Origin of the sequence: Paenibacillus forsythiae T98, from assembly GCF_000520735.1 — a bacterium.
Taxonomy (GTDB): domain Bacteria; phylum Bacillota; class Bacilli; order Paenibacillales; family Paenibacillaceae; genus Paenibacillus_AQ; species Paenibacillus_AQ forsythiae.
Window position 1 is genome coordinate 1 of the sequence record NZ_ASSC01000871.1, and the last position, 4,658, is coordinate 4,658.

Annotated in this window: 3 protein-coding genes; 2 read left to right on the plus strand and 1 reads right to left on the minus strand. The window is 55.3% G+C overall.

Features of this window, described 5'->3' with window-relative positions:
* Positions 1 to 2,005, minus strand: a 2,005-nt coding sequence (locus L692_RS0126275; RefSeq protein WP_025702858.1) for a copper amine oxidase, incomplete at its 3' end; no start/stop codon positions are given.
* Positions 2,006 to 2,277: 272 nt separating this feature from the next.
* Here L692_RS0126275 and L692_RS0126280 point away from each other — a divergent pair.
* Together L692_RS0126280 and L692_RS30345 are read left to right on the plus strand one after the other, a co-directional pair.
* The gene (locus L692_RS0126280) at positions 2,278 to 2,994 is read left to right on the plus strand and encodes a response regulator transcription factor (RefSeq protein ID WP_025702859.1); all 717 of its coding nucleotides are present in this window, start codon (positions 2,278 to 2,280) and stop codon (positions 2,992 to 2,994) included.
* On the plus strand, positions 2,978 to 4,658 hold a 1,681-nt coding region (locus L692_RS30345; protein ID WP_156940598.1), incomplete at its 3' end, for a PDC sensor domain-containing protein. The genes L692_RS0126280 and L692_RS30345, both read left to right, overlap by 17 nt.

Genomic DNA, 4,658 nt, shown 5'->3' on the forward strand with positions numbered 1-4,658 from the left:
GCTTCAGCATCGCCGACGCCCATTCGGTGGACATCATCGGCCATTCCTCCGAACGCGGAATATGCGTCGTTCCCGTCGTAATCCAGACTACATCATCTTTTTCATAAATATCCCGGTCCTGTGATGCCCATGCCGCCAGCCCTGTATCGTTCGGGTTCTGGTTGATGTACTTGCCCTCGGGATAGATCTCGTCCGGCGAATAAGGAGTTACCCAGATATGCTTCTTCAAGTACCCCGCACGTTTGATGAGATAGTCGTCATCCCCGAACAGCGGGTCCTCCGCGAAAGGATGAGTGCCGCCCGCGTTGGCGATAATTTGGTAGCCTGTCAAGTAACCGAGCTTGTTCTTCTTCTCCGGATTGGTAACAAGGACGACTTTGTCCGGATCGAACTTCTGCGCGGCCTCCAGCTCCGTGTGATAGGTCTTCTGTTCAAGCACCATCTCCGTCTTCTTGCTCGGATTGTTCGCAATCGGCGCGGCCTTCGGATCAAGCTCCAGTACGGTATTCTTCACGCCGTCCACATCCATGTCGAGACGGAAATTATAAATATGCTGGTGATACACAGCCACCGTATGCTTATCGACAAGTGTGCCATTGCGGATTTCCGCATTGCTTGGGTCAATATAGTGCTCGTCTGTGCTCTTTACGCTCGTTGCCGCCGCGCCTTTCACCGCCTCAATGCCGGATGCGCCGACGTTGATCTTGATATTCGCGTTCTGCTGGAACACGTAATCGAACGTATAATCATAGTTGCCGACCGTGGAGATAAACCGAACGACCAGTTCAAGACGGGCGCGGCTATCGGTCACTCCGGCCTCGCTGTGCGTCCAGTCGGAATCGGCATAACGCTCGAAAATCCCGATAACCTTCGGCGACGTGTACGGATTGCCGTTATCGTCGTTAAGCGTCGCGTCGATGAAGGTTGTATTGTTCGGCACATCCGCGCCAAGCACCATCGGACGGCCAAGCTTGCCGACGCCGTATTCGCCGGAATCCATATATGTCTTCCAGTACCAGTTCAAGCCGGGGTCGCCGTACGGAACCGTCATCCCGCCAAGTCCGCCGCTGTACATGACCTTGCGTTGCTTGCCATGATCATTGAAGGTTGCCGCCGAAATAACGGGACCGCGGCGCGCGTCCAGCATAACGTGGAATTTCCAGCCCTGCCAGCTGATCTCCTGCCCCTTGATCGTATAATTGACGCCTTTAGGCTGCGTGATGACGATCGGCTTGGCCGGCTCGCGCGTGCTGTTCTTGTCGCCCTTCCGGTATCCATGGTCGTTCATCGGCACCGGGATGACGCCTTCATCCTCGACCTTAAGCACTTTTTTCTCGTCGATATCGACGGTTACAACCAGGTTCTCGATCGGGTGGGTAAAAAAGTTGCCGTCCCCCGTGTCCACATAAGCCGTATATTTGTAGAGACGGCGGTTGGGATCGGCGTCGTCCGGTCCGTAGTAGCCTACGGTAAGCCCGACCAGCTTCACCTTGTGGAGCTTGCCCGCCAGCCCGCGCTTCTTCAGCGCCGCCAGGAACTCGGGATTTTTGTACACCACCTCGGACGGATCTTCGGCAAAGCTCACCATCGCGTATCCGCCGGAGGTGTTCTCCTTCCACTCCACAATTCGCTTCGAATCGAGATCGACAACGCCTTCATACACCTTGCGCTGCTCGGAGATAACGAACGCCGCCAGACGCGGAAGCTTGTTCTCCTTCATCTTCTTCGCCGCATCGTTTAGCAGCACCCAGTTCCATACCTTCTTCTTGTCCGGCTCCTTCAGCGTAATCTCGGTAAAACGCATGTCCTTCTTGTATTTCGAGCTGTGCTTGATAATATAAGACACCGACCTGATCTCCTGCTCCGTCAGCGGATTCAGCGGATCATACGTCACCTTCGGCGCAACGATCGCCGCCGCCTCGGATTTCCACGGCGACCCCGGTATTACGCTTGTCAAAAACAGCGCGGCCGCCGCAGTTCCGGCCAGAATTATCTTCTTGTTCATCAAAAATCCTCCCCATTCTTCAAGATCAGTCCGCTCAGGCCAGCTCCGATTAATGTCAGATATTTTAACGTGTGGAGCCTGGCTGTTCGTCCTGCTATTCGAATGGTACTCGTTCAAAGTAAAGATTCTAAGGTGTTCCAGGTAAAAATGATTCAAATTTTTATTAAATTCAGGTAAAGTGGAGTTAGACTCAGGTACTTCACATCGTTAATTGTCAACTAACTTGACATTCTTTCAATCACGTTTGACTAGCTTATTGAGAGGGGTGCGACATGCCGGGAGAGATGATCATGCTCGTCGATGACGAAGCGGATATTGGAGAAATCGTTGAAATGTACGCGGTATCGGACGGTTTTCAATTCCAGCAGGCGATGAACGGGGCACAGGCGCTTCAGATGGTGGGGGCGTATTCGCCGGAAATCATCATTCTTGATGTGTTTCTGCCGGATATTGAAGGCTACGAGCTCTGCCGCCAGCTTCGTGCGGTTACCGATGCCCCCATCGTATTTCTTACCTGCAAATATACGGAAATGGATAAAATCATCGGACTCAGCGTCGGCGGGGACGATTATATGAGCAAGCCGTTCAGCCCGCTTGAGCTGATCGCCCGGATCAAGGCCCATTTGAGACGCGCCCGGATGGCTATGCGGCGGATGGAGGAGCCGGGTAAGGCCAGCATACTTGCCTCCGAATCGCTAAAGGTGAACCTCTCCGCGCATGAAGCTTATCTGCACAGCCGGCGTCTGGAATTATCCGCGAAAGAATACCAGCTGCTCACCTATTTCATGAATCATTCCGGACAGGTGCTGACGGCGGAGCAGCTGCTGGACAAGCTGTGGGGGTACGGCAAGGGACTTGGCAGCAAGACGCTTCAGGTGCATATCGGCAACCTGCGGCGCAAAATCGAGGACGATCCGGCCAGACCCGAACGAATCGTAACGATTCGCGGCGTCGGCTATAAATTTTGCGAGCATGCGGCGATTATTTGACCTTCCAAGGCTCATCTGGCACAAAATCACCCCTAAATCGCTGGCTGCCCAGCTGCTGTGCGTGATGCTGCTTAGCGCCGTCGTGCCGCTTCTGCTGATTGGCTGGCTGACCAACGAGTCGACGCGAAGTCATTTTGATACCTATGCCAAGATGCAGACGGGTCTTGTGGAACGGGATTACGTAACGATCTACCAGTCCTACTTGCAGGAGCAGATTTATGCCATCGACGCCGAAATGCGCAAGGTTGAGCATGCCGTAACGACCGCCCGAAGCCAGGCCGAGGCCATCCTTGACGGCGGCGCGCTGTATCCCGGCAGGCCGCTCTCTCTTACCTCTCTCGGAAACGGGTTTTATGTCGAGGACCACGGCAGATGGGCCATCAAGCTGACCAAGGAGCCTTCAAGCGCCTTTCCGCGCTCGATGCTGCGGGATTTGGCGCTCAGCACCTATCTGAACCCTTTTTTCGCGGGAGAGCTGGACCGTAATCCGAATATGATTGCCATGTATTATATGCATCCGCTGGGCGGTACGCTGTATTACGGCGCTCAATCGGGCTATGGCCGCCTGTTTAACGGAGAGGGTCCGATTACCGGCTACGCCTTCTACCGGGATGCCCTGCAAATTTCAAGCTCCGAGGATAGGGTGGTCTGGACGAAGCCCTATTGGGACATCACTCCGAATGGCCGCGTCTTCACGGCGACGGCGCCGATCTACGACAGCAGCGGTACGCTTCGCGGAGTCGTCGCCGCAGATGTGACAGTTGATGATTTTGTGGCCCATGTCCTGGGCGCCCATTTCAGAAGCAGCGACGCTTTCGCCTTCCTGCTTGGCGCGGATCATCAGATAATGGCCGTTCAGCGTCAGGGCGCCGCAGTGATCGGTCAGCTTGATCCCAGGGAATTCATCGCGCTCGCGGAGGGCAACGGCTACGGACAAGCGGTGCTGAACGGCCAGACCAAAATGCTGTTTGCCAAAAAAGTGCCCGCCACGGGCTGGTATCTGGGTTACGTGTTGCCAAAGGAACGGTTGCTCGCCGGGGTGACCCGCTCCTCCTCGGAGCTTACTGCCAGCACAAGCAAGCATCTGTTCCATCAATTGACGCTCATCTCCATCGTTTCCTTTCTCTTCTGCACCGCGCTTGCCGTTCTGCTGTGGCTGAGAATTTCCCGCCCGCTCAAGCGGCTGGACGGCGCCTTTCACGATATGGGCAACGGGCAGTTCCGGTTTACGCTTAAGGATACCCGTATCCGGGAAGTGCACCGGCTGCTTCAGTCGTTTAACCTGATGTCCGCCCGAATCGGAGAGCTGATGGAGCAGCAGACGAAGCTTCAAGAGGAGCTTGAGCACAAGGTCGAGGAACGGACACTTGCGCTCAAGCAGGCGAATGACGAGCTGCGGCAGCGAATCGACGAACTGACACGGCTCGGGAACTGGCGGAAGAAATGGTTCTCCCATATCTCGCATGACTTGAAGACTCCCGCGACGATTGCCGGAGGCTTCATTGATGCGATCATCGACGGCAAAGTCCGGCCAGCGCATATCCCGCGCTATCTGGGCAAAATTTCGGACCGCCTGTGGACCATCAACCAGTTGGTGCAGAACCTGCATGATCTAAGCTTGCTTGAGACCGGACAGACCCGGCTGAAGCCGGAGACGATGGCGG

Coding starts and splice junctions, on each gene's coding strand:
- L692_RS0126280 (WP_025702859.1), top strand. CDS start 2,278: ATGCCGGGAGAGATGATCATGCTCGTCGATGACGAAGCGGATATTGGA.